At 67.3% G+C, this 25,701-nt stretch carries 22 protein-coding genes; 10 read left to right on the top strand and 12 right to left on the bottom strand.

The genetic code is table 11. The annotated features are described in order from the left end of the window. Positions 1 to 106 precede the first annotated feature (106 nt). From D7Y61_RS16330 to D7Y61_RS16320, 3 genes are read left to right on the top strand one after another with little or no spacing between them, the layout of a single operon-like run. Positions 107 to 550, top strand: coding sequence for a VOC family protein (locus D7Y61_RS16330; RefSeq protein ID WP_099474180.1), 444 nt, complete (start codon positions 107 to 109; stop codon positions 548 to 550). Further along, complete coding sequence (locus D7Y61_RS16325; RefSeq protein WP_180867775.1) at positions 526 to 1,377, top strand: DUF72 domain-containing protein; 852 nt, start codon at positions 526 to 528, stop codon at positions 1,375 to 1,377. The genes D7Y61_RS16330 and D7Y61_RS16325 overlap by 25 nt, the downstream gene beginning before the upstream one ends. 34 nt (positions 1,378 to 1,411) lie before the next feature. Then, a complete protein-coding gene (locus D7Y61_RS16320) occupies positions 1,412 to 2,359 on the top strand; it encodes a DMT family transporter (RefSeq protein WP_180867773.1) in 948 nt (315 codons plus the stop codon). Between the two features lie 45 nt (positions 2,360 to 2,404). Here the strand turns inward: D7Y61_RS16320 and D7Y61_RS16315 are convergent, their stop codons facing one another. The 6 genes from D7Y61_RS16315 to D7Y61_RS16290 form a co-directional block, all read right to left on the bottom strand. Further along, a complete protein-coding gene (locus D7Y61_RS16315; protein ID WP_180867772.1) occupies positions 2,405 to 3,565 on the bottom strand; it encodes an AAA family ATPase in 1,161 nt (386 codons plus the stop codon). A gap of 163 nt (positions 3,566 to 3,728) precedes the next feature. Then, positions 3,729 to 4,799: a sensor domain-containing diguanylate cyclase gene (locus D7Y61_RS16310; protein ID WP_180867770.1), complete on the bottom strand. Its 1,071-nt coding sequence runs from the start codon at positions 4,797 to 4,799 to the stop codon at positions 3,729 to 3,731. Positions 4,800 to 4,943: 144 nt separating this feature from the next. Further along, entirely contained in the window at positions 4,944 to 5,666 is a 723-nt protein-coding gene (locus D7Y61_RS16305; protein WP_049424580.1) for a pseudouridine synthase, read from the bottom strand. Between the two features lie 34 nt (positions 5,667 to 5,700). Continuing rightward, positions 5,701 to 7,365 (bottom strand): sensor domain-containing diguanylate cyclase, encoded by a 1,665-nt coding sequence (locus tag D7Y61_RS16300; RefSeq protein WP_125893802.1) that lies wholly within the window; start codon positions 7,363 to 7,365, stop codon positions 5,701 to 5,703. Positions 7,366 to 7,474: 109 nt separating this feature from the next. Beyond that, positions 7,475 to 9,898 (bottom strand): putative bifunctional diguanylate cyclase/phosphodiesterase, encoded by a 2,424-nt coding sequence (locus D7Y61_RS16295; protein WP_180867768.1) that lies wholly within the window; start codon positions 9,896 to 9,898, stop codon positions 7,475 to 7,477. A gap of 230 nt (positions 9,899 to 10,128) precedes the next feature. After that, positions 10,129 to 12,066 (bottom strand): DEAD/DEAH box helicase, encoded by a 1,938-nt coding sequence (locus D7Y61_RS16290; protein ID WP_180867767.1) that lies wholly within the window; start codon positions 12,064 to 12,066, stop codon positions 10,129 to 10,131. Positions 12,067 to 12,331: 265 nt separating this feature from the next. Between D7Y61_RS16290 and D7Y61_RS16285 the strand changes: the two genes are divergently transcribed. Beyond that, complete coding sequence (locus D7Y61_RS16285) at positions 12,332 to 12,553, top strand: RNA-binding S4 domain-containing protein (protein WP_010486399.1); 222 nt, start codon at positions 12,332 to 12,334, stop codon at positions 12,551 to 12,553. 11 nt (positions 12,554 to 12,564) lie between these two features. Here D7Y61_RS16285 and ubiM read toward each other — a convergent pair whose 3' ends face one another. From ubiM to D7Y61_RS16265, 4 genes are all read right to left on the bottom strand, one after another. Then, the gene (gene ubiM / locus D7Y61_RS16280) at positions 12,565 to 13,743 is read right to left on the bottom strand and encodes a 5-demethoxyubiquinol-8 5-hydroxylase UbiM (protein ID WP_180867765.1); all 1,179 of its coding nucleotides are present in this window, start codon (positions 13,741 to 13,743) and stop codon (positions 12,565 to 12,567) included. A gap of 80 nt (positions 13,744 to 13,823) precedes the next feature. After that, positions 13,824 to 14,213: an MAPEG family protein gene (locus tag D7Y61_RS16275; protein WP_180867762.1), complete on the bottom strand. Its 390-nt coding sequence runs from the start codon at positions 14,211 to 14,213 to the stop codon at positions 13,824 to 13,826. Between the two features lie 11 nt (positions 14,214 to 14,224). Then, positions 14,225 to 14,770, bottom strand: coding sequence for a DUF4019 domain-containing protein (locus tag D7Y61_RS16270; protein ID WP_180867760.1), 546 nt, complete (start codon positions 14,768 to 14,770; stop codon positions 14,225 to 14,227). Positions 14,771 to 14,828: 58 nt separating this feature from the next. Continuing rightward, positions 14,829 to 15,992, bottom strand: coding sequence for a hypothetical protein (locus D7Y61_RS16265; protein WP_180867758.1), 1,164 nt, complete (start codon positions 15,990 to 15,992; stop codon positions 14,829 to 14,831). Between the two features lie 395 nt (positions 15,993 to 16,387). On the opposite strand from D7Y61_RS16265, the gene D7Y61_RS16260 reads away from it, so the two are divergent. The 3 genes from D7Y61_RS16260 to D7Y61_RS16250 all read left to right on the top strand — a co-directional run bounded on the left by D7Y61_RS16260 (position 16,388) and on the right by D7Y61_RS16250 (position 20,017). Then, entirely contained in the window at positions 16,388 to 17,866 is a 1,479-nt protein-coding gene (locus D7Y61_RS16260; protein WP_180867756.1) for a DNA-3-methyladenine glycosylase 2, read from the top strand. Continuing rightward, a complete protein-coding gene (locus D7Y61_RS16255) occupies positions 17,863 to 18,354 on the top strand; it encodes a methylated-DNA--[protein]-cysteine S-methyltransferase (RefSeq protein WP_180867754.1) in 492 nt (163 codons plus the stop codon). Before D7Y61_RS16260 ends, D7Y61_RS16255 begins: the two co-directional genes overlap by 4 nt. A 412-nt stretch (positions 18,355 to 18,766) precedes the next feature. Beyond that, complete coding sequence (locus tag D7Y61_RS16250; protein WP_180867752.1) at positions 18,767 to 20,017, top strand: ectonucleotide pyrophosphatase/phosphodiesterase; 1,251 nt, start codon at positions 18,767 to 18,769, stop codon at positions 20,015 to 20,017. Positions 20,018 to 20,147: 130 nt separating this feature from the next. Here D7Y61_RS16250 and D7Y61_RS16245 read toward each other — a convergent pair whose 3' ends face one another. Together D7Y61_RS16245 and D7Y61_RS16240 are read right to left on the bottom strand one after the other, a co-directional pair. Further along, positions 20,148 to 20,327 carry a 30S ribosomal protein THX gene (locus D7Y61_RS16245; RefSeq protein WP_004150462.1) on the bottom strand — a complete coding sequence of 60 codons (180 nt, stop codon included), beginning with the start codon at positions 20,325 to 20,327 and terminating at the stop codon, positions 20,148 to 20,150. Between the two features lie 110 nt (positions 20,328 to 20,437). Then, entirely contained in the window at positions 20,438 to 20,851 is a 414-nt protein-coding gene (locus tag D7Y61_RS16240) for a MerC domain-containing protein (RefSeq protein ID WP_008264835.1), read from the bottom strand. Positions 20,852 to 20,986: 135 nt separating this feature from the next. Here D7Y61_RS16240 and D7Y61_RS16235 point away from each other — a divergent pair, with 135 nt between their 5' ends. The 3 genes from D7Y61_RS16235 to D7Y61_RS16225 all read left to right on the top strand — a co-directional run bounded on the left by D7Y61_RS16235 (position 20,987) and on the right by D7Y61_RS16225 (position 25,666). Further along, complete coding sequence (locus D7Y61_RS16235; RefSeq protein ID WP_180867750.1) at positions 20,987 to 23,197, top strand: TonB-dependent receptor; 2,211 nt, start codon at positions 20,987 to 20,989, stop codon at positions 23,195 to 23,197. A gap of 229 nt (positions 23,198 to 23,426) precedes the next feature. Then, positions 23,427 to 23,993, top strand: a complete 567-nt coding sequence (locus D7Y61_RS16230) for a TetR/AcrR family transcriptional regulator (RefSeq protein ID WP_010483118.1) — start codon at positions 23,427 to 23,429, stop codon at positions 23,991 to 23,993. Then, positions 23,993 to 25,666 (top strand): MFS transporter, encoded by a 1,674-nt coding sequence (locus tag D7Y61_RS16225; RefSeq protein WP_180867749.1) that lies wholly within the window; start codon positions 23,993 to 23,995, stop codon positions 25,664 to 25,666. The genes D7Y61_RS16230 and D7Y61_RS16225 overlap by 1 nt, the downstream gene beginning before the upstream one ends. Positions 25,667 to 25,701: the final 35 nt, after the last annotated feature.

The following is a 25,701-nucleotide window of genomic DNA, read 5'->3' as shown; positions in this document are numbered from 1 at the left end:
CACGATCTCCGAACAGGGGTGGCGGCCATGTGCAGGCCGTCACCGGGGTTTCGCGCGATGGTAACGGTCTGCGGCGCACCCTGCCCTGTGCCATAGGAGGGGTGTCATGGGCGGGAACGGCCAACCGAGCAACGGCTCCACCATCATTCCGTGCCTGCGCTATCGCGACGCGCAGGCCGCCATCGACTGGCTGCAGCGCGCCTTCGGCTTCCATGCCCAGGCGGTCTACGCCGATGGCGATACGGTATTCCATGCGCAGCTGACCTTCGGCACCGGCATGATCATGCTCGGCTCGGCAAGCAATCAGAGCGCATGGAGCGAACACGCGGCGATGCCCGATGAGGTCGGCGGCCGCCAGACCCAGAGCGCCTGTGTGATCGTCACCGACGCCGACGCACACTACGCGCGAGCCAAGGCCGCCGGCGCCCGCATCGTCATCGACATCGCCGACCAGGACTATGGCGGACGCGGCTACGCCTGCGCCGATCCGGAAGGCTATCTGTGGTGGTTCGGCAGCTACGACCCATGGCGCGCGGACCACGGCCAGTGACCGCGACCGCCCGGCAGGCGGAGATCCGCTGCGGCATTGGTGGCTGGGTGTTTCCCGAATGGCGCAGCGGCGTTTTCTACCCCGTGGGCCTGCCCCAGCGTGAAGAACTGGCCCACGCCAGCCGTGCCCTGCGCTGCATCGAAATCAACGGCACCTTCTACCGCACGCCAACCGCGGCGCAGTGCGCGCAATGGGCCGCACAGACACCCGACGGTTTCCGGTTTTCGATGAAGGCACCACGCTATCTGGTGCAGCGCCGCGACCTGTCCAGCACGGTGGAAGCTGCCACGCCCTTCCTGCAGGCGGCGATTGCACTCGATGACCGGCTCGGCCCGTTGCTGTGGCAGTTCGATCCGCGCCATCCGGCCGATGCCGATGCATTGGGTGCCCTGATGGCGCAGCTGCCGAAGCAAATGGAAGGGGTGACGCTGCAGCATGCGTTGGAGGTCCGCAATGCCGAGGCACATGGCCCGGCACTGGTTGCTGCCGCCCGTCGACACGGGGTGGCGCTGGTGATCGAGGACAGCGACGAGGCCCCATTACACGGCGATGTCAGTGCCGGCTTCGTCTACGCCAGGATCAAGCGCAGCCAGGCCCGCTTGAACGAGGGTCTGCCGGCACCCGTGCAGCAGCGCTGGGCCGAACGCGCGCTCCACTGGTCACGCGGCGAACAGGTGGACGAGCTGCCCTGCCTGGCCGGGCCGGCACCGTCAGAGCCGCGCGAGGTCTACCTGCTGTGCATTGGTGCGGGCAAGGCACGCAACCCGGCGGCGGCGATGGCCCTGCAGCGGCGGGTAGATGGGGCCAGCAATTCCTCACGCGGATAGCGCTGCGGTCATCGCCTTGCCTCACAATAGGCGGATGAGCACACCCGACACCCGCAAAGCGCTGTGGCAGATCCATTTCTGTGTCCTGCTGTGGGGCGTCACCGCCATCCTCGGCAAGTTGATCACCCTGCCGGCGCTGCCGCTGGTGTGGTGGCGCATGCTGCTGGTGACGGCGATGCTGGCCCTGCTGCCGCGGGTCTGGCGCGGGCTGCACACCCTGCCCCTGCGGCTGGTGGCGGGCTACGCCGGCATCGGGGCGCTCGTCGCCCTGCACTGGCTGACGTTCTATGGGGCTGTGAAGCTGGCCAATGCCTCGGTGGCCGCCACCTGCATCGCGCTGGCGCCGGTGTTCACTTCCATCATCGAGCCGTGGGTTGCCAAGCGGCCGTTCCAGCTGCGTGAGCTGGCCTTCGGCCTGGCGGTGCTGCCGGGCGTGGCGCTGGTGGTCGGTGGCGTGCCCGATGGCATGCGCCTGGGGGTATTGATCGGCGCGATCTCAGCGTTGCTGGTGGCGGTGTTCGGCTCGCTCAACAAGCGCATGGTCAGCCATGCCGATCCGCTTACCGTCACCGCGCTGGAACTGGGCGCCGGCACCCTCACGCTGACCCTGCTGGCCCCCCTTATGCCCTACCTGCTGCCAGCGCTGGCCAGCCCGTTGTGGATCATTCCGGACCTGCACGACGGCATCCTGCTGCTGGTGCTGGCCGGTTTCTGCACGCTGCTGCCGTTCGCCCTGGCCCTGGTCGCGCTGCGCCACCTGAGCGCCTACACAGTGCAGCTGGTGACGAACCTGGAACCGGTCTACGCGGTGGTGCTGGCGGTGGTGCTGCTACGCGAGCAGCACGAGGTCACGCCGTGGTTCTACCTGGGTGTGGCGATCATCGTCGGCGCGGTGTTCCTGCACCCCTTGTTGAACCGCCGCAAGCCGGTGCAGCATCCGGAAATCCTTGGCACGGCCGAGGCGCGCAACATCGCCGATTGAGTGCATCCACGCATGGCGTGGATCTACCAGGCGTGCATCGACGTTTCAGCGCTGCGGCCAATGCCATGCCGGGGCATCCAGCAGCCCCTGCCCGCTCAACAACGTCCTGCCCTGTTCCTTGTACAGATGCAGCGAATGGCAGCCCGGGGCCTGTTCCAGTGCCGCGATCAGGCGGCTGGCGTGTGACACCACCCATACCTGGCTGCGTGCACTGGCGGCGATGATCAGCCGCGCCAGCGCCGGCAGCAGGTCCGGATGCAGGCTGGTCTCCGGCTCGTTGAGCACCAGCAGCGGCGGCGGGCGTGGCGTGTGCAGTGCAGCGGCCAGCAGCAGAAAGCGCAACGTGCCGTCGGACAGTTCGGCCATCGACAACGGGCGCAGCAACCCCGGCTGGTGGAAGCGCAGGGCGAGTCGACCGTCCAGTTCCTCGAACCCCACCGTGGCGCCCGGGAACGCATCCTCCACGCTGCGCGCCAGTCCGCCCGGATCACCGATCTCGAGGATGGTCACCCAGGCCGCCGCCAGATCGCGACCGTCGTGATGCAGCACCGGCGTGCGCGTGGCCATCGTCGGTTGCCGTGCCGGGGCATCGGCGTCGCTGCGGAAATGGTCGTAGAAGCGCCAGCGACGGATGTACTCGCGCAGGGCGATGGTTTCCGGCATGCGCTGCGGATCGCCAACCTGGGTGAACAGACTGTCGAACAGCGACAACCGGTCATCGACCAGATCCCAGCCGCGCGCATGGCGTTGCCGCACCATTGCCCCACGTCGGTCGACCAGCAGGTTGGCGCTGCGCAGGAACGGTCCGGCCCAGATCGCCTCGGCCTTGATCTGCGGGTCCAGTGCGAAGGCCGAACGGCTGGGCGGTGGGTAGCCCAGGTCGATGGCATAGCCGAACTCGTCGGTGGTGAAGCCCAGCTTCAATCCCACCGATTCCTGACGTGGGCCGCCCTGCAAGGGGATTTCGCCGGCAGCAACCCGACGGTCCATTTTTTCCGGCCCCGCCCACAGCGCCGAACCGAGCCCACCTTCGCGGGCCAGAACCGCCGCGACGCCGCCCTGCGCGGTCTCCGCCAGCAGGCGCAGCGCGCGGTACAGGCTGGATTTGCCACTGCCATTGTCGCCGGTCACCACATTCAACTGCTGCAGCGGCAGTACCAGCCCGTGCAGCGAGCGATAGTGGGCGATGGCCAGGGTCTGCAGCATGGTTGTGTCCGTGGGAACAGGGACGTCATGCTGGCCGGTTCTGATCGCAGGAGCTGCGACGCGACGTGAATCGGGAAGAGCATCCACGCATGGCGTGGATCTACTGGAACGGCATCGAATCATCCACACGTCGCATGCGTTCAGCGCGCGAGTCGCCGGTGTCTCAGCCCGCCCGTTCCACCCGGTTGCGACCATTGCCCTTGGCCCGGTACAGCGCCTTGTCGGCGCGCGCCAGCATGTCATCCACGCTTTCACCTGGCTGGTGCTGGGCAACACCGATGCTGACCGTGACCGGGAATCCAAGCGGCAGGTCAGCCACGGCCAGGCGCAGGAACTCGCATTGCAGTTCGGCCGTGTGCAGGTCGGTGCCCGGCATTACCGCCACGAACTCCTCGCCGCCGTAGCGCGCCGCCATGCCGCGGCCAGCGAAGTGCGAGCGCAGCAGCACGCCCAGCTCGGCCAGCACCCGGTCGCCTGTAGCGTGGCCCTGGAAATCATTGATGTGCTTGAAATGATCGATGTCGAGCAACGCAACGCAGGCGACGCCCGGTTGCCCATCGATCTTCACCACCGCCTCTTCCAGTGCCGCCGCCATTGCGCGGCGGTTGGGCAGGCCGGTCAGCGCATCGGTGCGGCTCTGCTCGGCCAGGTCGGCATTCTGCGCCAGCAGCACGTCCTGGTACTCCGCCAACAGGCGCTCGTAGTCATCGCGTTCCAGCATGTGCTTCTGGATGTCGAGCGCGAAACGGCGCAGCTCCATCACCAGCATCACCTGCCGTGACAGCGCGGCCAGTGCCTCGGCCTTGTCGCTGGGCAGGCGCTGCGGATGTGCATCGAACACGCACAACGTGCCCAGTGGCAGGCCATCGGAACTGATCAGTGGCGCACCGGCGTAGAAGCGGATGTGCGGGTCGCCGGTCACCACCGGGTTGTCATGGAAGCGGATGTCCTGCAACGCGTCCTCGACCACCATGATTTCCTGCGGCTGCAGGATGGCGTGGCCACACATCGATTCGCTGCGCAGGTTTTCCGCCGCGTCGATGCCCTGGATCGACTTGAACCACTGCCGTTCGACGTCGATCAGGGTCACCGCCGCCATCGAGGTACCGCAGACTGCCTTGGCGATCGCGACCAGGTCGTCGAATGACTTCTCGCGCTGCGAATCCAGGATCCGGTAGCGGTACAGCGCCTCGAGCCGAAGGGCTTCGTTGGCAGGCTTGTCGGGCTTGATCATGCAGCGTCACGTTCCGGCAGGTCACTGCGGAGTCTAGCTGATGCCGGTGCGCAATCCGCACAACGGGGAGTGCCGGCCGCTGGCCGGCATCCCGCGCTCATTCGATGCCTGGTGCAGCCGGCCAGCGGCCGGCACTACCGCGCGTTACCAGTCCAGCTGCTTCGGCAGCAGGCCCTGCAGCTCCTGCTCGGTCAGGTTGCGCCACTGGCCCGGCTTCAGCGCACCGATCTTGATGTTGTCGATGCGCACGCGGCGCAGCTGGGTCACGCGATAGCCGAATTCGGCGGCCATTAGGCGGATCTGCCGGTTCAGTCCCTGCTGCAGGGTGATGCGGAATCCGAACTTGGCGATGCGCGAGGTCTTGCACGGCAGCGTCATCTGGTCGTGGATGCGCACGCCGCGCGCCATGCCACGCAGGAACTCGTCGGTGACCGGCTTGTTCACCGCCACCAGGTACTCCTTCTGGTGGCCGTTCTCGGCACGCAGGATCTGGTTGACGATGTCGCCGTTGCTGGTCATCAGGATCAGTCCCTCGGACTCCTTGTCCAGGCGCCCGATCGGGAAGATGCGCTGTTCGTGGCCGACGAAGTCGACGATGTTGCCCTTGACCGAGGTTTCGGTGGTGCAGGTGACGCCCACCGGCTTGTTCAGCGCAATGTAGACGTGGCGGCGGGCGCCGGGCTTGCGTGCCACGCGCGCGCGCAGCGGCTGGCCGTCGACCAGCACCTGGTCTTCCTCGCCCACCACCGCACCGGTGCCGGCCGCGTGACCGTTGACGGTGACGCGGCGGGCGGCGATCAGGCGATCGGCCTCGCGGCGGGAGCAGAAGCCGGTGTCGGCGATATGTTTGTTGAGTCGGGTGGTCATCGGTCCATTATCCGGCATCGCCGCCCGCTGCGCTTCATGCCGGGGCCGGCGGATCGAGCTCTTCGCCGTCGAACACCCGGTTGCGACCCGCCCGCTTGGCCACGTACATGGCATGGTCGGCCCGCCGCAGTAGCCCGGCCAGGTCATCCTCACCCGGCCGCCACTGCGCCAGTCCGATGCTGGCGGTCACTTCCAGGCCCGGCACCTGCAGGGCCTGGCCGGCTTCGGTGATGCGCTGGCGCAGGCGGTCCAGGCGCGCCGACGCCGCCTCGCGCGGCATGCCCGGCATCAGCAGCAGGAACTCCTCGCCGCCCATCCGCACCACTTCGTCCTGGCTGCGGACTGCCGTGCGCAGGGCTCGCGCTACCGCCACCAGCACCTGGTCGCCCACCGCGTGGCCATGGCGGTCGTTGATGTCCTTGAACAGGTCGATGTCGAGGAAGCCGATCACCAACGGGCCGCGCTCACGGTCGACCTGTGCCAGGTGACGGGCCAGCTGCTGCAGGCCGGCCCGGCGGTTGGGCAGCCCGGTCAGGCCATCGGTTTCGGCCAGCTGGCGCAGTTCATCGCGCTGCTGGCGCAGCCGGCCCAACCGCTGGTTCATGGCATAGGCGGCCATCATCAGCAGCCAGGTCACCGACAGCTGCAGTGCTTCCACCCGGTACTCCAGCAGCCACCCCGCACTGCTGGCATCGGCTGCGATCATCACCAGCAGTGGCACCAGCGCCGCCAGGCCCGCCAACGCCCAGCAGTCACCGCGCAACCAGGCACGCATGCCAGCGGCCAGTGACAACAGGCAACCGAGGATGAAGGTCAGCTGCAGGCTCTGCGCGACCAGCGCCAGGGTGTCCCAGCGCAGCCACGGCACCAGCGCGGCCAGTCCCATCAGGCCCCACAGCACAGCCTGCTGTGCCGGCCGCGAGCGCGGCAGCAAGCGGTCCCCGCCGTTGAGGCGCCACAGAGCGGGCAGTACCAGCGCCTGGGTCGCGGCGGTCAGCGCCAGCAGCCACCATGCGCCGCGCTCGCCCACCGGCAGCCACGGTTCGGGGTAGCCGCTCAAGCCGCCAAGAACCGCCTGCCACACCACCACCACGATCGTCGCGCCGATGTAGACCAGGAAGCTGCGGTCACGGGTGGTCAGGTAGGCCATCAATGCCGACAGCGCCAGCGCGATCGCCACCGCGATGCAGGCCGCGCGCACCAGCAGGCGGGCGGTATCGTTCTGCTGGACCGGACTGGGCGCCCCCAGCCGCAAGGTTGGCACCCAGCGCGCTTTCAGCGGCGCCTGCCACGACACCAGGAACGGCTCATGGCTGCCTGCCGCTGGCACCGCCACCAGGCCGATGCCGGCGCGGAAGCGCGAATCACGGGTGCGCGCATCGTGCATGTTGCCGCAGATCTCGCGGTCACCATGCTGTACGCGGACTTCGCCAGCGAACACGTTGAACACATCCAGCGCCTGGGGTTGCCCCGACCAGCCCCCGGGCGGCGCCGGTACCTCTACCTGCTCGCGCGGCCCGGCCAGCATCGCGGGCGTACAGCCACGATGGGGTGTCGGTTCGTCCGTCGGTGCGCCAACCAGCAGGAAATCCCGGCCGGCCTCGGCCAGGCGCGCGTGCACCAGACCGGGAAGCAACACTCCCATCAGCAGGACGACCAGCAGCGCCCCTGTTTCGTACCGCCACTGCCTGACGCCCACGCCACATCCTGTTCCTGCTTACGTCCGCGCCCACTGCGCGTCGCCCCTGGCGCGCATTATCGCAGCCGGGCACGCCGCGCATGTGTAGACCAAAGTCGCCGTGCGCCGTTCAGCCAGCGGCCGGAGGCCCCTTCACCGCCACCAGGCGGACCGGCCTCAGGTCACTCAGGGTCATCCGTTCCAGCGGCTGCGGCCGCTCGATCGCGTAGCCCTGCAGGCCCTGCACACCCAGCCGGGTCAGCGCACCAGCAACCTCCGCGGTCTCCACCCACTCGGCCACCACTTCCATCTGCAGCTCACGCCCGAGCTCGCTGATCGCACGGACCGTGGCATGGCTGACCGGATCGGTATCCATGTCGCGCACGAAGGCGCCATCGATCTTCAGGATGTCCGCCGGCAACTGACGCAGATAGCCGAATGAGGACAGGCCGGAACCGAAGTCATCCAGCGCCATCCGGCAACCGCGTGCCTTCACTGCGTCGATGAAAGCGCGGGCCTGGCTGAGGTTGCTGATCGCAGCAGTCTCGGTGATCTCGAAGCACAGCTTGGAGGCCAGCGCGCGGTTGCGTTCCAGCAGATCGCAGACGAAGGCGAGGAAGCCCGGTTCGGCAATCGACTGTGCGGATACGTTGACGTTGCACAGCCCCAACTGGCGAACATGCGCCGGGCATACCTGCAGGTGGCGGAACAGCAGCCCGAGCACATGCCGGTCCAACGCCACCGCCATGCCATAGCGTTCCACCGCCGGCATGAACTGGCCGGGCATGTGCAGGCTGCCATCGCTGCCGCGCATGCGCACCAGCACTTCGTAGTGCAGGTAGGACGGATCGCCCACCCGTGCAATGCGCTGCGCGTACAGCAGCATGCGGTTCTCGGCCATCGCCAGGCTGACCCCCTGCAGCCGCTCGGCTTCCTGGCGCCGCTCTTCCAGCGCCATGCGGTTCTCATTGAAGCAGTGAACGCGATTGCGCCCGGCCTGCTTGGCCGCGTAACAGGCGCTGTCGGCGGCGCTCATCAGCCAGTTCACGTCGGGCGCATCCGCACTGACCTCGACCACGCCCACGCTGCAGCTCAGTTGTGGGCTGCCCTCGCTGATCGGGAACGTCGCCTGGCCCAGGTTGCGGATCACCCGCTGCAGAACGCGCTTGGCTTCATCCTGACCGGCATGGGCGAGGAAGACCGCGAACTCATCGGCGCCAAGTCGCCCGACCCAGTCACCGTCGCGTACTGCGGCCACCAGGTAGTCGGCGAAGCTTCGCAGCATCTGATCGCCGGCTGCATGGCCGAAGCTGTCATTGACCAGTTTGAAGTGGTCCAGGTTGATGTAGCACAGCGCGTGCGTGCCGCCATCGCAGCGGACCTGCAGCAGTGCGCGCTCGAGCAGTCTCTCGATCTCGCGGCGATTGATCAGACCAGTCAGAGGATCGTGGCTGGCATGGTGTTCGATCTCGCGCGCCAGGGCGTGGTTCTGGCTGACATCCTCGATGATCGCAAACACCGACAGGCCACCGCCGGTACTGCGCACGCCGGTTCCACTCCAGCGTCCCCACACCAGGCTGCCATCGCGGCGGCAGAAGCGCAGCTCGCTGGGCCGCAGCTGCCGATCCCAGTCAATGCGCCCGACCCCGTCGATGACCAGCTCCCCCTCCATCAACAGATCCCGCAGTGACATCTGCAGCAGCACGTCACGCCGGTAGTCGAGGATATCGGCCATGGCCTGGTTGGCTTCGACCACCTTGCCTTCGGTGTCGAGCTTCAGCATGCCGACATTGGCCTGGTAGAAGGCTGCACGGAAGCGGCTCTCGTGCTCGGTCAGATCCTTGCCGACGCGGCGTGCAAGGGCCACCGCCATCAGGCTGATCGCCAGCACCGACAGTCCGCCCACCACCAGCGTTGCGATCCGGACCATCGTGGCCATGCGCAGCAACGCCTGGGAGAATGCCTGCGCCTGCACCTGCAGGCGACGATCGAGATCGCGCAATTGCTGCAGGTACTGATCGCGCGCCGCCACCGGCATCCCGCCTTCGACGTGCCGCGACTGCAGTTCCGCAATCAGCCGCTGCACTGCCAGCAGATCACCATCGCTCTGGCGCCACAATGCGGTCGCTTCACGGAAGGCGCCGATATCACGTGCGTAGCGGAACGAGAACACCAGGCGTGGAATATCGGCGCGCGCATTGCCCCCTTGCAGGAACCCCTGCCTGGCCTTCTCCTCGTCCGGAGCCGCCTGCTCCAGCGCCAGCCTCGCCTGCAGATCGCCCAGTGGAATCCTCAGGGCCTGCCGCGCGTCGTCCAGGTCCTGCGCATGGCCGCGTGCCAGATAGCGGCTCAGCGCAGCGGTCGCATCCTGCTGCCCCCGCGACCAGTAACCCTGGCCGGCGATCCACGCGGTGGAGGCCGCCTGCAGTTCCTGGATCAACGCGGACAATGCGACAAGACCGATCGCCATTCCCGTCAGCAATACAAATCGCAAGCCCAGGCCGCGGGTCATAGGGATCCGTCGACTCTGCTGGTCCGTGCCACTCCTACCCATCCCGGATCCCCCCGAATGTGATGCGGTGACAACCTCCATTGGAACCGGCTCAGCCTAGGGCCGGGAATGTGTTGGCCATGCGAAAAAGGGGACGGAGGGGATTAAGTCGTAAATGGCCAGCTTGGCGGCTTATGCCAAAAACGACTTAATCCCCTCCGTCCCCTTTTTGCCTTCCCACAACGGACAACGCCAGCCCGGAGGCTGGCGTTGTTCACTCGACCGCGAGGGGTTCAGTAGCTGCGCGGACCGCGCGGCTTGAAGCCGTCACGGCGCGGCGGGCGGCTGTCACGGTCACCGCCGCGCTCGCCACCATGGCCACCCGGACCACCACGACGCGGGCCACCCGGGCCACCCGGACCGCGCTTGTCGAAGCGCGGCTTGAACGGACGCGGAGCCGGGTTGGTGTCTTCACCCGGGGCCAGCGCACGCATCTGCAGCTGCTGGCCGGACACCCACACCTTCTGCAGGTGAGTCAGCACGTCCGGGGGCATCTGCGCCGGCAGATCCAGCAGCGAGAAGTCGTCGTGGATGTCGATGCGGCCGATGAAGCGGCTTTCCAGGCCGGCTTCATTGGCGATGGCGCCGACGATGTTGGCCGGCTTCACGCCATGCTGGTGGCCGACCGAGATGCGGTAGGTCTCCATGCCCTGCTCCGGCGCACCACGCGGCGGAACCTCGCGGCGCGGACGCTGCTCGAAACCACCTTCGGCGTCGTCACGGCGCGGACCGCGCTCGAAACGCGGGCCACGCTCATTGCGGTCGAAGCGATCACCGCGTTCCGGGCGGTCGCCACGGTCGAAGCGCTCGCGCGGCGCACGTTCTTCACGCGGGGCACGCACCGGCGGCTGCAGCAGGAACGGGGTATCGCCCTGCAGCATCTTCGCCAGCGCGGCTGCCACTTCGATGGCCGGCACGTTCTGCTCGTTCTCGAAACGCTCCAGCAGCTGGCGGTAGAAGTCCAGGCCGCCGGCACCGAGGGTTTCGGTGATGCGCGAGGTGAACTTGTTGATGCGGGTGTCGTTGACCGCTTCCACGCTCGGCAGCTGCATCTCTTCGATCGGCTGGCGGGTGGCGCGCTCGATCTGGCGCAGCATGCCCTTTTCGCGCGGGGTGGCGAACAGGATCGCCTCGCCGCTGCGGCCGGCACGGCCGGTACGGCCGATGCGGTGCACGTAGCTTTCGGTGTCGTACGGGATGTCGTAGTTCAGCACGTGGCTGATGCGCTCCACGTCCAGGCCGCGCGCGGCCACGTCGGTGGCGACCAGGATGTCCAGCTTGCCTTCCTTCAGCATGGCGATGGTGCGCTCACGCTGGGCCTGCTGCATGTCACCGTTGATGGCGGCAGCGGCCAGCCCGCGGGCCTGCAGCTTGCTGGCCAGTTCTTCGGTGCCGGCCTTGGTGCGCGCGAAGATGATCATCGCGTCGAACGGCTCGACTTCCAGGATACGGGTCAACGCGTCCAGCTTGTGCATGCCGCTCACCCACCAGTAACGCTGGCGGATGTTGGCCGAAGTGGTGGTCTTGGCCGCGATGGTCACTTCCACCGGGTCCTGCAGGTAGGTCTGCGCGATGCGGCGGATCTGCGGCGGCATGGTGGCTGAGAACAGGGCCACCTGACGCTGCTCCGGCAGCTTCTTCAGCACGGCTTCGACGTCGTCGATGAAGCCCATGCGCAGCATTTCATCGGCTTCGTCCAGCACCAGGGTCTTGAGCTCGGACAGGTCCAGGGTGCTGCGGTCGAGGTGGTCGATCACGCGGCCCGGGGTACCGACCACGATGTGCACGCCACGACGCAGGGCCGACAGCTGCTGGCCGTACGGCTGGCCGCCGTACACCGGCAGCACGCGGAAGCCCGGGATCTTCGACGAATACGACTGGAACGCCTCGGCGACCTGGATGGCCAGTTCGCGCGTCGGCGCCAGGATCAGGGCCTGCGGCTTGATCTGCTGCAGGTCAATATTGGACAGTACCGGCAGTGCGAACGCTGCGGTCTTGCCGGTGCCGGTCTGGGCCTGACCCAGCACGTCGCGGCCTTCCAGCATCGCCGGGATGGTAGCGGCCTGGATCGGCGACGGGGTTTCGTAGCCGATGGCGGTGACCGCCTGCATCACGGACTCGGACAGGCCGAGCTGCGCAAACTGCAGCGGCGCTTGGGAATCTTGGGACATGGGGAACTCCGAAGACACTGCCGTCTTCCTGGCAGTGCGATAAAAAAGGTGATGGTCCGCGCTTTGGGCGCCCTTCTTATCGCGTGCCCTGGCGCTGCTCGGTTGGAGGAGATTTCACTCGCTCAGAGCGGAATCATACCGCATTGATCCTGAACAAGGCGTACAGCTTGCCGTGCGCGTGCCGTCATGCCCCGTGCTGGCGCACAATACGCGCCCTCTTCCCGGCCCGGCCGCTGGCCCACGCCCCTCTTCAGGAAACCGTTCCATGCAGATTCTCGAATTCGACCTCGACGGCGACTACGTCGAACTCAAGCAGCTGCTCAAGCTGGCCGACCTGGTCACCAGCGGCGGCGAGGCCAAGATGGTCATCGGCGATGGCCAGGTACGGGTCGATGGCGAAGTCGAGCTGCGCAAGGCCTGCAAGATCCGCGCAGGCCAGGTGGTCGAGTTCGCCGACAGCCAGATCCGCGTGCTGGCTGCCGGTTGATCTGAACCGGTTCAGGCCACGCGTTGGGTCAGGTGCGAGGCGATCAACTGCCTGAACGGTGCCACGCCCTGTGCCAGGCGCAGGCCGGCCGCACGCAGCAGGCGCGCCGGACGGCGATCGTCGGTGTACAGGCTGGCGATCGCGTTGGTGGCCTCGTACAGGGGCCGCGACGCCAGCCGGTGACCCCGCTGGTAGCTGGCCAGCATGCCGGCGGCAGCGATGTCGGCACCGCGACGCTGCTGTTCGACGATGCCCTGCGCCAGCCGCTGCGCGCTGGCCAGGCCCAGATTGAAGCCATGTGCGGTGACCGGATGCATGCCCACCGCGGCATCGCCGATCAACGCCGAACGCTCGCCGACAAAACGGTGCGCATAGACGCCGACCAGCGGATACGCCTGCGGCGTCGCCACCGGCTGCATGCGGCCCAGGCGGTGCTCGAAGCAACCGCTGATGGCCTCACCGAAGGCCACCTCATCCATCGCCAGCAGTTCTTCAATCTGGCGCGGCGGCAAGGTGATCACCGCAGACGCTTGGCCCTCGTTGAGCGGCAGCAGCGCCATCGTGCGGCCGTAGCCGAACCACTCCCAGGCAGTGTGGTGATGATCACGCTCAACCTGCATGCGGCACACCAGCATCGACTTGCCGAAGTCGCGCATCTGCGCGCCGATGCCGAGCATGCGGCGGGTTGCGGAGAAGCGGCTGTCAGCGGCGACCAGCAGGCGCGCATGAAGTTGGCTGCCGTCATCGAGTTTGACCACGTGGCCCTGCGCATCGGCCTGCACGCCCAGCACCTTGCGCCCGTCGAACAGCTCCAGGCCGTCCTGCCCCTGCACGGCATCCCATGCAGCGCGGCGGATCAGATGGTTGGGCACCAGCCAACCCAGCGGCTGACCGTCCACCTGGCTGCTGGCGAAGGTCAGCGCGAACGGCGAGCCGCCGTTCATCACCTTGGCATCGCGCAGTTCAGCGACTTCGGCCTGCGGCAGGCGCTGCCACAGCCCCAGCTGCTCCATGCTCTGCCGCGAGGCATGGGTCAGCGCGATCTCACGGCCATCGAAGGCGGCCTCGGCAAGGGCCTGGCGCGGTTGAACTTCGACCAGCCCGACCTGCAGGCCGCTACCGGCCAGCGCACGCGCGAAACACAGCCCCGCCGGTCCGGCGCCGACCACCACCACGTCCATCCTGCGCATGCGCGCCTCCTGCCGTTGATTCAGTCCGCGCCAGCATAGCGCCGCGCGCATGACTGGCCTTGATCTGGATCAGGCCCGGTTCACAGCAGCGCGAACACCAGCGCCAGGATCGACAGCAGCGACACCGCCCACACCAGGCTGCGCACATAGGGCACACCTGCGGCATACAGCGGCAAATAGGTCACGCGCGCCCAGAAGTAAGCCTGTGCAGCCAGCGCGGTGGTGTCGTTGGCACGCCCGGCCACCACCACCGCAATTGCGGCGGCTGCAAAGAACGGGAAGGTCTCCAGGAAGTTGGCCTGGGCCCGCTGCAGGCGACCGGCCAGCGGGCTGACCGGCTTCGCGTCGCCATCGCGTGCCGAGGCATTCCACTTCATCCCGCGTTCGCGGGTGACCATGGTGGAGGTGGCGAAGATGTAGATGAAGCCCAGCAGCACCGACCAGGCCAGCATCGTCAGTTCAGTTGCCATCATCATTCGCCTCAGGGACCCGAGGCGCGCAGGCTGTAACCGGCCAGTCGCCACACCTGATCCTCATCGAACCGGAACGAGACCAGCTCGCGCACCGGCTGCGCGCTGTTGGCGAAACGAGTGGGGAAGCTGACGTTGATGTACAGCCCCTCCGGCACCGCGGCACCGGCGCTGTACTTGACCCGGGTGATGGCCGGCTGGCCACGCCCGGCCATCGCACCCAGGCGCGTGCGCTCGGCAGTCAACTGGCTGACGAAGGCGGCCTTCGGTACTGCACGGCGCGCGACGGCCGAAGCGCCATCCCACAACTCGCCTGCGCGGTTGGCATCGACCAGCTGCGCCGCCTTCACTGCGGCCGCGCCCATTTCCGCATCCTGCTTCTGCACCTGCGCCTGCTGCGCGGCGGTCAACGCCGGAGCGCCGGCGGTAGCCGGTTCTGCAGCCGCCGGCGCGGCCGGTGCCGGGCGCGCGGGTGCCGGGGCGGGCGTGGCCGGCGCAGGTGCCTGCGCCAATGCGGTCAGGGGCAGCAGGGACAGCAGCAGGAGCACGCGCTTCATGGACACCGCCGGTTATCGGGAAAGAACCGCAGTCTACGCCAGCGCGGTGATCTATCCGTCAGCGCGCGTTGGCGCTGCCTTCCACCACGGCGGCATCGGCCTGAGCGGCAGGCGTGCCGGTGGCTGCCGGCGCCTGTTCGGCCACCGGCGGCGGCTCCGACGGTGCCGGCGGCAGCGTCGCCACGTCGATTTCCGACAGCGGGCTTTCTTCCGGGCACACCGCATCCGGGAAACCGAACCGCTGCTTCAGTGCCTGGCCGCAGCTGTTGATCGATTCCATGTCGGCGCCTTCGCGTTTGCACTGCTGGTCGAAGGCGATCAGGAACGCGTCCTTGCGCTGCACGAAATCGTCGCCGCAGGCCCGCATCTGCTTGATCCGTTCCAGATCGTCCTGCACCGCGTTGGTGCCGTCCAGGCCGTACTGGCGCAGCTCGTCCGGGGTCAGCAGGCGCAGGCTGCGGTTGGGCACGGTCATCATCAGATCGGCTACGCCCACCGCCACGCCGTTGCGCTGCAGGTAATCCTTCACGTTGTCGTAGACCTCGTGCAGCTCGCGGTTGAGTTCCGCGCGCGAGGTGGCCTTGGAGCTGATGCGCATCATGCGATGGATGCCGACCTTGCCCGACAGCAGGCGGTTGTCACCTGCCGCCAGCACGAACACGCAGGCGCTGTGGCAGATCGAGCCTTCGCGTACCCAGATGGTCCAGCCGGATTCACCGATGCTGTCACCGGCGACGATCGCCGATTCCACCTGCCCGCCACTGGAATCCAGATCGAGGATGCGCTTGTGGATCTTCTGTTCGTCGGCGACCACGGCCAACCGCCACATCATCTCGGCGAAGCCCGGATTGATCTTGCCCGAGTAACGCACGCGCATCAGGCCGCGCTCGGCGCAGGGCGCCAACGCCTGGCTGATCTGCTCGCGCTGCAGGCCTTCCAGCTCGACCCCGTCGCCGGCATCGCCCGCATATTCCGTGCTGCAACTGACCCACGCACGCCCATTTTCCAGCTGCGCCTGCGGCCACGGCCGATCCGCCTGGCTGCGCGGCGGTGCCGGCGGCGGTGGCGCGTCGGCGGCATTGATCGACACCATGTTCTCGCCATCGCTGGCCGGCGCCCGCGCCGCCTTGTCGGCAGCGGTCACATTGCCCGGATTCTCCAGCTGACTGCAGCCCGCCAGGGCCAGGCACAACAGGGGCAACCAGCGGAATTTGGCGGACATCGGGCAACCGGGATTCATGGGAGCAAGAGCCACAGTCTACCCGTCCAGGGCGCGCATTCAGCGCGTGGCACTGAACCCCTTCTGACCCTTGGGAAAAAAGCGTGCCGACCAACGGTCGGCACCCACCAACTGCAGCGACAAACTGTCAGAGGTGGGGCGGTGTGGGCTGACAGGACCGTTGGCGCCATGGATGGCGCCATCGAGCCCCCATGGACGGGTTTACGGCGTGTCCTGCCAGCCCACACCGCCCCGCCATCCCACGGACTGCCAGCTTTTGATTGAGACGTTGACGTTGACGTTGCGGGTGCAGGGCTGCAAGCCCTGCCAGAACCCCCTCCAGCATCCATGTCCGAATCCGGCGAGTATCGCCGCCCGCACGCGCCTAGACTGGCGCCATGGACACCGCCCTCGCCCTCGACACCGCCGCCTGCGACCGCGCCCGCCTGGCCCGCGACGCGCGCTTCGACGGCGTGTTCTTCACCGCCGTGCGCAGCACCGGCATCTACTGCCGCCCGGTGTGCCCGGCACCACCGCCGAAGCCGCGCAACATCACCTACTACCCGACCGCCGCCGCGGCCGCTGCGGCCGGCTACCGCCCCTGCCTGCGGTGCCGTCCCGAGTTGGCACCGCAGGCCCAGCAGGCATTGGCCGGGCAGACCGTGCAGCGCGCCCTCGCCCTGATCCATGGCGGCTTCCTGCAGGAGCAGCCGGTAGCGGACCTGGCGCAGAAAATCGGACTCAGCGCGCGCCAGCTGCAGCGCCTGTTCGTCGAACATCTCGGCGCCACACCCGGCCAGATCCACGCCACCCACCGCCTGCTGCTGGCCAAGCAGCTGCTGACCGAAACCACGCTGCCGGTCACCGATGTCGCTCTGGCCGCCGGCTACAACAGCCTGCGCCGCTTCAATACGGCCTTCCTGCAGGGCTGCGGCATGGCGCCGACCGCACTGCGTCGGCAGCACCAGCCGCGGGCCACCGACGACGGCTGCCTGGTGCTGCGCCTGGGCTACCGGCCGCCCCTGGATTTCCCGCGCATGCTGGCCTTCCTGCGCAAGCGCAGCCTGCCTGGCATCGAACTGATCGGCGAAGACAGCTACCAGCGCGTGCTCGGCACACCCGAGCGCCCCACCCTGCTGCGCGTCACTGCCGACCCCAAGCGCCCGGAACTGCGCCTGCAGCTGGGCGCGGTCGATCCGCGCCTGATCCCGGACATCGTGCGCCGCGTACGTCGCGTGTTCGATCTGGACGCCGACCTGCAGCAGGTACACGCCGCGCTCGGCGAAGAGCCGCTGCTGGCGCGCGGCATTGCCGAACGTCCCGGGCTGCGCGTACCGGGCGGCTGGGATGGCTTCGAAGTGGGCGTGCGCGCGGTGCTCGGCCAACAGGTCAGCGTGGCCGCGGCCACCACCTTCGCGCGGCGGCTGGTGGATGCCTATGGCGCACACCTGCCGGGCATGTCATCGGAATTCGATCGCCAGTTCCCCGCGCCGGAGGTACTGGCCGAAGCGCCGCTGGAATCGATCGGCCTGCCGCGCACCCGCGCCGCCACAGTGCGTGCGCTGGCCGCCGCCTGCGCCGGCGGCGAGCTGGACTTCGGTCCCGGCCAGGCGTTGGAGGAGTTCGTGGCCCGCTGCGTGGCATTGCCGGGCATCGGCCCATGGACCGCGCAGTACATCGCCCTGCGCGGTCTTGGCCAGCCCGATGCCTTCCCCGCCGGTGATCTGGTACTGCAGCAGGTGCTTGGCCATGCGCAGGGCCAGCGCCTGAGCGAACGTGCCACCGAAGCCCGCTCGCAACCGTGGCGCCCGTGGCGCGCCTATGCCGTGCTGCACCTGTGGCACCTGTCCGGCACTTTCGTTGGAGAACCGACATGACCCTGTTGTTTGATCGTTTCGACAGCCCGATCGGCGTGCTGACCATCGCCGGTGACGAGCGTGGCCTATCGCATGTGCTGTTCCCCGAAAACCGCCATCCGGCACGCGGACGAGATGACTGGCACTACGCGCCGGAGGCGCTGCCGGAGGCGCGCGAACAGCTGCTGCAGTTCCTGCACGGCGAGCGCAACAGCTTCGACCTTGTGCTCGCGCCACGTGGCACGCCGTTCCAGCTGCGTGTGTGGCAGGCGCTGGCGTTGATCCCGTTCGGCCAGACCTGGAGCTACCTGCAGCTGGCGCAGCACCTCGGCCAGCCCAGTGCGACCCGAGCAGTCGGCGCTGCCAACGGCCGCAACCCGCTGCCGATCATCCTGCCCTGCCATCGCGTGATCGGCAGCAACGGCGCGTTGACAGGCTTCGGTGGTGGTCTGGAAACCAAGGCCGCGCTGCTCCGGCTGGAACAACGCCAGGCACCGCTGTTTGCCTGAGAGTTGCTGGCCGGGCGGCGCCCGGCACCCGCAGAGGCAACGTCAAGATCAAGAGCCAATGCGGCTCTGATTTTCTACGAATCGGGCGGGGCGGTGTGGGTGGGCAGGACACGCCGTAAACCCATGCATGGGGGCTCAATGGCGCCATCCATGGCGCCAACGGTCCTGCCCACCCACACCGCCCCACCTTCGACAGATTCCCGCGGCTGTTGGTAGGTGTCGACCTTGGTCGACACGGTAGATCGACGCCATGCGTGGATGGAAACGTCTGTAATCTGACTGGAGAAGAGTCCCCTTGTTGTTGAAGGGGGCACGCCGACAGGCGCGGGGATAAGGGAAAATGCGCGGGCACGCTGCGCCCTTCGGTGCAGCGTGTCTTGGGCACGTCATTGCCGCCGCTTATGATGTTGCGATGACTTCCGTACGCCTGACCTGCGCGCTGGCGCTGCTGCTGCCACTGGCCGCCTGCACCACCGCGCCCGCCCCTTCCGCCTCTGTTCCCGCAGCTGTTGCAACAGCTGCGCCGCCGAAGCTGCTGTTGATCTCCATCGACGGCCTGCGCGCCGATGCGCTGGACCGCGGGCTGACCCCGAACCTGCAACGACTGATCGACGGCGGCGTCCGCGCGCGCTGGATGACGCCTTCGTACCCCTCGCTGACCTTCCCCAACCACTACACGATCGTCACCGGCCTACGTCCGGACCACCACGGCATCGTCAACAACAGCATGGACGACGCCACGCTGGGCCGTTTTGAACTGAGCAACCGCGATGCGGTCACTACCAGTGCCTGGTGGGGCGGTGAACCGATCTGGGTCGGCGCTGAGAATGCCGGCGTACGTTCGGCCACCACGTCATGGCCGGGCAGCGAGTCGGAGATCCGCGGCGTGCGCCCCAGCCAGTGGCGTGTATACGATGGCAAGGAGCCGCTGGAACAGCGCGCCGGCATCGTCCTCGACTGGCTGGCACAGACCGACGCCGATGCGCCGCGACTGACCACGCTGTACATGGAACACGTGGACAAGGCCGGCCATCACTACGGTCCGGATTCGAAGCAGTACGCCGACGCCATCGTGCGTGCCGACCAGATCATCGGGCAGGTACTCGACGGACTGCAGCAGCGTGGGCTGGCATCAACCACGAACGTGATCGTGGTGTCCGACCACGGCATGGCCAGCGTGGCCGACGGCCACGTGATCGCGACCGAATCGATGGTGGACCCCGCCATCGCGCGCAATGTCAGCCAGGGCCAGTCGGTCGGGTTCGCCCCTCTGCCCGGCCGTGAAGTGGAGGCCGAGCGCGCCCTGCTTGGGCGCCACGCACACTACGAGTGCTGGAAGAAGGAAAACCTGCCGCCGCGCTGGCACTACGGCACGCATCCGCGCGTTCCGCCGATCATCTGCGCCATGGATGAAGGCTGGGATGCACTGCACCGCGAGAAGATCGCCACGCGCGACAAGCAGGATCGCGGCTCGCACGGCTACGACAATGCACTGCCGTCGATGCGTGCGGTGTTCGTGGCCAGCGGCCCGTCGTTCCGCCAGGGTCTGGTGATCGATGGCTTCGACAACGTCGACGTCTACCCGCTGCTGGCGCAGCTGCTGCAGGTGCCGGCCGCGCCGAACGACGGCAATCCGGAAACGCTGAAGGAGACCCTGCGCTGATTCGATTGTAGAGCCGAGCCCACGCTCGGCTGCATTGCGCCAGCCGAGCATGGGCTCGGCTCTACAGAAGCGTGCATAAAAAAACGCGGCGCCAAGCGCCGCGTTTTTCGTTGAACCGGTCTGGGCCGGATCAGGCCTTGGCGACGGCCTTCTTCGCCACAGCCTTCTTCGCCGGAGCCTTGGCCACGGTCTTCTTGGCAACCGGGGCGGCGGCGCCTACGGCGACCTTGCTCGCAGTGTGCGAACGGGCGTTGCCGTAGCTGGCGTTGTAGCGCTTGCCCTTGGCGGTCTTGCGGTCACCCTTACCCATGTCTTCAACTCCTCAAGTGTGAAATCTGGTTACCCCGTACTGACACGGGTTCGGCGGGGCCGCCTTGCTGGGCGCCCCCGCGCACGATCGAAAATCCTATCACGGAGCGCCTAGTGCGCGCAGCTGGCGTCGTGCACGTGGCCGTGGTTCAGGCGCAGGTTGACCAGATGGGCGACCCCCACCAGCAGGCCGCCGATGGTCATAACCACCGCGTGCGGCACCGCGTTGTGGTGCAGCGGGTCGTACAGCACCCCGGCCCACAGCGCGACCAGGCCCGGGATGAGGAAACCGAGTGCACGCAGGGCGCCGTGGCGACGGTAGCCCCAGACCAGGCTGAACAGCCCCAGCAGGGTCACGAACACCACCAGCGCCTGCTCCACGCCGTCGCTCAGCCAGAACGACAGGCCCAGCGAAGGCGCTGCGGCCAGCAGCACAGGAATCACCGCGCAATGCACCGCGCACAGCATCGAACCAGTGGCGCCGAAGCGGTCGAGCAGGTGGCGCAGGCGTGAGGACAAGGACATGACTTCCAGCAGGGTCGGCGAATCGTTATGGAATAATATAACATCCCTTCCCGACCCGCACGGTTTCCCTCCCCCTGTCCCGCCGACGGGATGCGTGCGCCCAGCGATTGATACAGTGTAACAAAGGACTTACCCATGCCCGCCCGTACCCTGCGGTTGAAGCCGCATTCCCTCGCCCTGGCCCTCACCGCCCTGCTTCCGACCGTTGCCTTCGCCGCCAGCGAAGACGGTTCCCATCGTGACCGCCACCTGACTGAACTGTCGTCGGTGCAGGTCACCGCTTCGCCGCTGCAGGGTGACGCCGAATCGCTGGCGCGCCCGGTGGAGGTCCTGGCAGGTGAGCGTCTGGATGAGCAGAAGGCAGGCACCCTCGGCGATACCGTGGCCAAGCTGCCGGGCGTGCAGAGCACCTTCTTCGGCCCCGGCGTAGGCCGCCCGATCATCCGTGGCCAGGAAGGCCCACGCGTAGCCGTGCTGTCCAACGGCATGGGCAACATGGACGCCTCTACCGTCAGCGCTGACCATGCCACCAGCATCGAGCCGTTCCTGGCCGACCAGATCGAAGTACTGAAAGGTCCGGCCACGCTGCTGTTCGGCAGCGGTGCAATCGGTGGTGCGGTCAACGTGGTCGATGGCCGCATCGCGCGCGATCTGCCGGAGCGCCCGCTCAGCGGCCGCGCCGAACTGCGCGGCAATTCGGTGAACAACGAGCGCAGCGGCATGTTCCGCCTCGATGGCGTCAGCGGCAATGTCGTGCTGCACGTGGACGGCCTGGTGCGCAATGGCGACGACTACCGCATCCCCGGCTACGCGGTGATCGACGGCCTGGAAGATCACCATGACCACGATCACGACCACGATCACGACGCGGCCGAGGGCGAAGAGCCGCGCCGCGGCCGGCTGGACAACAGTTCGATCCGTACCCGCGCCGGTGGCGTCGGCGCCACCTGGCTGGGCGAAGGCGGCTACTTCGGCGTGTCGGCCAGCACCTACCGCACCAACTATGGCATTCCCAATGGCGCGCACGTGCACGCCGATGGTGATGATCATGGCCATGACCACGGTCACGACCATGGCGACGAAGAAGAAGGCGGTGACGAGCATGACGTGCGCATCGACATGGTGCAGAACCGCTTCGAAACCAAGGCCGGCATCTACAACCCGGTCTCGTTCCTGAAGAACATCAACGCACGCGTGGCCTACACCGACTACGAGCACGTGGAGCTTGAGGCCGGCACGCCGTCCACCCGTTTCACCAACCGTGGCATCGAGGCACGCCTGGAAGCAGTGCAGCAGCAGATCGGCGGCTGGGATGGCGCCTTCGGCCTGCAGTTCGGCAACAGTGATTTCGGCGCCAAGGGCGAAGAAGCATTCGTACCGGATACCAGCACGAAGAACATCGGCCTGTTCGTACTGCAGGAAAAGCAGTTCGGCCCGTTCAAGCTGGAACTGGGCGGCCGCCACGACCAGGTCAAGCTGGACCCGACCGGTGACTATCGCCGCCGCACCTTCGGCGCCACCAACCTGTCTGCGGCCGGCATCTGGAAGCTCAACGACACCGTCGACCTGCGCATCGGCGTGGACAGCTCCGAGCGTGCACCGACCAACGAAGAGCTGTATGCCGCCGGCGCGCACATCGCCACCCGCTCGCTGGAAATCGGCGACGCCAACCTGAAGACCGAACGCGGCCAGCGCGTGGAACTGGGTATCCACACCCACAGCGAACGCCTGGACTTCTCCGCGTCGGTCTACCAGACCAGGTTCAAGGACTTCATCTACCTGGCCGACACCGGCGTCACCGAGGGCCTGCCGGTTCGTGCCTGGACGCAGCAGGATGCGGTGTTCCGCGGTGCCGAAGCCGAAGCGCTGGTGCACCTGTTCGAAGGCGGCGCCGGTGATTGGGACCTGCGCGTGTTCGGCGACTACGTGAAGGCCAAGCTGGATGGCAACGGCAGCCGCAACCTCGACATCGCCGTGCCGCATGGCGACCACAACCACAACTACAGCGTGGAGCTGGCCAACACCGGCTACCTGCCGCGCATCGCCCCGGCCCGCGTCGGCGCCGACCTGCGCTGGTCGAAGGACGGCTGGCGCGCCTCGGTCGGTGCGGTCCGCTACAGCCGCCAGAAGGATGTCGCCCAGAACGAAGCGCCGAGCGACGGCTACACCCTGGTAGACGCGCATCTGGCCTACCGCTGGGATCGCAACGCGAGCAACAGCTACGAGGTGTTCCTGGATGGCAGCAACCTGACCAACCGCGAAGTGCGTCCGCATACCTCGTTGCTGCGTGATTACTCGCCGCTGCCGGGCCGTGGTGTCGCATTCGGCATCCGCGCGTTCTTCTGATCGCGTAGTGGAGTCGGATCCCATTCCAGAGGAATGGGTTCTGACCCCAGCCTCAGCCCACGCATGGCGTGGATCCAATGCAAGCAGATCCGATGGGGGCCTTCTGGCCCCCATCTCTTTGTGCAGCATCCATCACGCATTCGTCACAAAGATGTGCGTACCACAACAAGCGGACAATCCCGTCACTCAAAGTCTCGCCAATCGGACACTTTTGTCCGAAAATAATTCCATGACTGCCCAACGTGCCGATGCTGCTGCCCGCCGTGCCCTCATCCTCGACGCCGCCGATCATGTGTTCGGCCAACACGGTGTCACCGCCCCGCTGGACCTGGTGGTCGAACGCGCCCAGGTGGGCCGCGCCACCCTGTACCGCAACTTCCCCGACCGCACCGCGCTGATCCAGGCACTGCTGCAACGTACGGTCGACCGTATCCGGCGCCAGGTCGAGCAGCTCGGCGACCGCGACGATGCCCTGTTCGAGGTGTTCGAAGGCATGGCCCAGCGCATCATCGATTCGCCGGCATTGGCCGATTACTGGCGCGCGGTGGATTCGGACGTGCCAGCCATGCGCACCGCGCGCGAGACCGTGCGCGATCTGCTGGAAGCACCGATCGCCCGTGCCAAGGCCGCCGGACTGTGCCGTGCCGACCTGGAGAAGACGGACATTTCACTGATCTCGGGCATGCTGGGCGCAGCCCTGCGCGGCAAGACCCGCGACGAGCGCGCCCACCTGGCCGGGCGTGCCCTGCAGCTGCTGCGCGGGGGTCTCCAGGGAGCAACCAGCGAGGCCCGCTGATGGTCCAGCCGTATCTGAAGCCGGTTCCGGATTGGGAGGAGCACGAGAAGCCGACCATGCCCGGTTCGGCGTCGATGCCCTGGCACCCACCGTATCGACGCGTGGCCTATGCACTGGTGTCGCTGCTGGTGGCGATTACCGGCGGTCTTGGCAATGCACTGGTCACCGCCAACCTGCCCTTCCTGCAGGGCCAGCTGGCACTGACGCCGACCCAGGGCAGCTGGCTGGTGGCGGCCTATGCAATGGTCAACGTCACGGCCAACCTGCTGGCCTTCAAGTTCCGCCAGCAGTACGGCATCCGCCTGTTCGCCGAGATCGGCCTGGGCCTGTACGCAGCACTGGCGGTGCTGCACCTGTTCGTTGGCAGCTTCGAGACCACGATGCTGACCCGTGCCGCCAGCGGCTTCGCTGGCGCCGCCTGTTCGACACTGGGCACGCTGTACATGCTGCAGGCGCTGCCACGACGGTTCACCGGCAATCTGCTGGTGGTTGGCGTGGGCCTCTCGCAGCTGGCGGTGCCGATCGCCTGGATCGTCTCGCCGGGCCTGGTCGATACCGGCCAGTGGCACCAGCTCTACTCGTTTGAAGCCGGGCTGGCCCTGTGCGCGTTCGCGGCAGTGGTGGTGCTGAAGCTGCCGCCCGGCATCCAGGTGAAAGCCTTCGAGCCACTGGACTTCCTCACCTTCGCCCTGCTTGCGCCGGCTGTCGCGCTGCTGGTGATCGTGCTGGCGCAGGGCTACACCCGCTGGTGGCTCAACACGCCATGGCTGGGCTGGGCGCTGGTCGCCTCGATCGTGCTCTCCACCACTGCCTTCATCATCGAACACTACCGGCGCAATCCGCTGCTGCAGATCCGCTGGCTGTCGAAGTTGCCGGTGCTGCACTTCATCGTCGGCGCGTTCCTGATCCGCTTCCTGACCACCGAACAGTCCTATGGCGTGGTCAACCTGATGCGCACGCTGGGCATGGGCCCGGACCAGATGCGCCCGCTGTTCGTAGTGATCCTCGCGGGCGTGGTCACCGGCATCGCCGGTGCCTCGCTGACCTTCGGCCCGAAGCGGCTGATCGCGCAGCTGCTGATGGCGATCCTGCTGCTCGGCGCTGCCGCCTTCTTCGATCAGCACCGCACCAGCATGGATCGACCGCACGATTTCTATGTCAGCCAGTTCCTGGCCTCGGTCGGTGCCGGCATGTTCATGGGCCCGTTGATCATGCTCGGCATTTCCGCGGCGCTGAAGCAGGGTGTGGACCACATGATCACCTTCCTGGTGACGCTGTCGATCACACAGACGCTGGGCGGCCTGGCCGGTTCGGCGGTGCTGGGTACCTTCCAGCTGCACCGCGAGCAGCTGTACTCCAGTGCATTGACCAGCCAGCTCGACCCGGCCGACCCGGTGGTGGCACAACGCCTGCGCCTCCAGCAGCAGCTGTACAGCGCACAGATCACCGACCCGGTGCTGCGCAGCGCGCAGGGCAGCGCGCAGCTGGCGCAGACCACGCGCCGCGAAGCCAACGTGCGTGGCTTCAATGATGTGTTCACGCTGAGCGGTTGGCTGGCGATCGGCTTCCTGGGCTGGTTGCTGCTGCTGTCGCTGCGCACCGCCGTGCTCAAGCAATGGCGCAAGCGCCACCCCACTTCCCCCGCTGCGGCCACGCCGGCCACGCCCCGCTGAGTCCTCCTCCATGCCTCCCGCCCCGCCCCGCCCCG

The organism is Stenotrophomonas maltophilia (assembly GCF_013464485.1).
Taxonomy (GTDB): Bacteria; Pseudomonadota; Gammaproteobacteria; order Xanthomonadales; family Xanthomonadaceae; genus Stenotrophomonas; species Stenotrophomonas maltophilia_AW.
This window is presented reverse-complemented; position numbering and strand designations above follow the sequence as displayed.